The sequence below is a fragment of the Oerskovia sp. NPDC060287 genome (assembly GCF_042726775.1).
In the GTDB taxonomy this organism is placed as follows: Bacteria; Actinomycetota; Actinomycetes; order Actinomycetales; family Cellulomonadaceae; genus Oerskovia; species Oerskovia merdavium.
In genome coordinates this window covers 1-1,791 of sequence record NZ_JBHXBO010000396.1, presented here as the reverse complement: position 1 = coordinate 1,791, position 1,791 = coordinate 1, and the positions used below count along the sequence as shown (strand labels likewise).

General features: G+C 76.2%; 2 protein-coding genes. One reads left to right on the top strand and one right to left on the bottom strand.

The features are described 5' to 3' along the window. Positions 1-116 precede the first annotated feature (116 nt). Positions 117-1,193: a thiamine-phosphate kinase gene (locus tag ACFWFR_RS19265; RefSeq protein ID WP_377624191.1), complete on the bottom strand. Its 1,077-nt coding sequence runs from the start codon at positions 1,191-1,193 to the stop codon at positions 117-119. 61 nt (positions 1,194-1,254) lie between these two features. Here ACFWFR_RS19265 and ACFWFR_RS19260 point away from each other — a divergent pair, with 61 nt between their 5' ends. Then, positions 1,255-1,746, top strand: coding sequence for a DUF3515 family protein (locus ACFWFR_RS19260; RefSeq protein WP_318244489.1), 492 nt, complete (start codon positions 1,255-1,257; stop codon positions 1,744-1,746). Positions 1,747-1,791: the final 45 nt, after the last annotated feature.

Here is a 1,791-nt window from a genome sequence, read left to right as displayed (position 1 = left end):
CCCTCCAGGGCGACCCCCTCGACGCGTCCGGCACGCGACCGTCACGACCTGGCGAGGAAGGTCACCTGGGCAGCCTCCGTCGACCGCGGAGTCCCTCGGCTGCGGACCAGGGCTCCTCAGCCGCGGAAGTGGTCCCACCCCACGCCGTGCGCGCGCGGCGCCTCCCCGTCGACCGTGACCACCGGGACCGTCGAGGCCGGATCCGCGGCACCGCCGGCTCCCGGCACGCTCGTGGGCCGCGCCACGACCCGGCCCACGGCCCGGAACGGCTCGGGCAGCGACGTCCCCGCCGGGAACGTCGCGAGCAGACCGTGGTCCTCGCCGCCGGTCAGGACCCAGTCCCGGGCGAGGGCCGCCTGCGCACCGAGGTCCGCCGGGCCCGGCCCCGTCGCAGAGAGCGGTCCGTCCGCCGCCCGCACGGCCGACGCCGCGACGGCCAGCCGGTCCAGGTCGCCGCGGAAGGCGCCCAGGTCCAGGTCGACGGCCACGCCGCTGGCCCGGGCGAGACGCCCGGCGTCACGCAGCAGGCCGTCGGACAGGTCGAGCATGGCCGTGGCCCCGGAGCCCGCGGCGGCCGGTCCCGCGGCGAGCGGTGGCTCGGGACGCAGGTACGCGTCGACGAGCTCCTGGTCCAGGGGGCCCAGGTCGTGGTCGAGCAGGGCGAGCCCCGCGGCGGACCAGCCCCTGCGCCCGGCGTGCGCGACGACGTCGGACACCTGGGCACCCGAGCGCAGGACCGGCTCCCGCCCGCCCAGGTCCCCGTGGACCGTGACCGCGACGACCACGTCGTCGCCGCTCGACAGGTCTCCCCCGACCACGGCCGCACCGCTGGGCGCGCACGCCGCGGCGAGGCCGCGGGCCAGGCCCGTGACCCACTCGACCGGCAGGTGCCCCGGGATGACGAGCGAGACCACGAGCGAGGTGGGCCGCGCCCCCATGGCCGCGATGTCGGCGAGGTTCTGCATCGCGGCGCGCCACCCGACGTCGTACCCCGTGGACCACTCGGGGCGGAAGTGCCGACGCTCGACCAGCACGTCGGTCGAGACCACGAAGCGCCCGTCGGGGGCGCTCACGACGGCCGAGTCGTCGCCGGGGCCCACGAGGGTCGCCGCGCCCGTCGGCAGGAGCGGGAAGATCGCCGCGAGCAGCTCCTCCTCGGACGTCTCGCGCACCAGCACCCGGCCCTCGTTCAGATCAGTCACGGCGCCACCTTACGCGGGACGAGGGCCCCGCCGGAGCGGCTACCGTTGGAGGGTGCTGAACGCCCCTCGTACCCCAGCCCGACGCCGGACGCTCGCCGGGATCCTGCTGCTCGCCACGGTCGCCGGCACCAGTGCGTGCACCCCGACCATCGGCGTCCCGGTCGCCGACGACGCCGCGAACCCGAAGTGCGCCGAGGTCGTCCTCGCGGTCCCCGACATGCTGGGCGACCTGCCCAAGGTCAAGACCGACAGCCAGGCCACGGCGGCCTGGGGGGCGTCGGGCGCCGCCGTGACGCTGCGGTGCGGCGTCACGCCGCCCGAGCCCACCACGACGGGCTGCCAGGGGGTGCCCAGCGCTGCGGGCAGCGTCGACTGGATCGTCGCCGACGACGGCAAGGGCACGTGGACCTTCATCACCTACGGTCGCGATCCCGCGGTCGAGGTCCAGATCCCGCCGTCGGTCAGCTCGGACCACTCGTCGTCGTTCGTCTCCGACCTCAACCGCGCGGTGTCCAAGGTCGAGCAGACGCGCTACTGCATGTGATCTTCGTGACCCGAGCGACGCGAGGAGCGCGCCACCCGCAGGGGT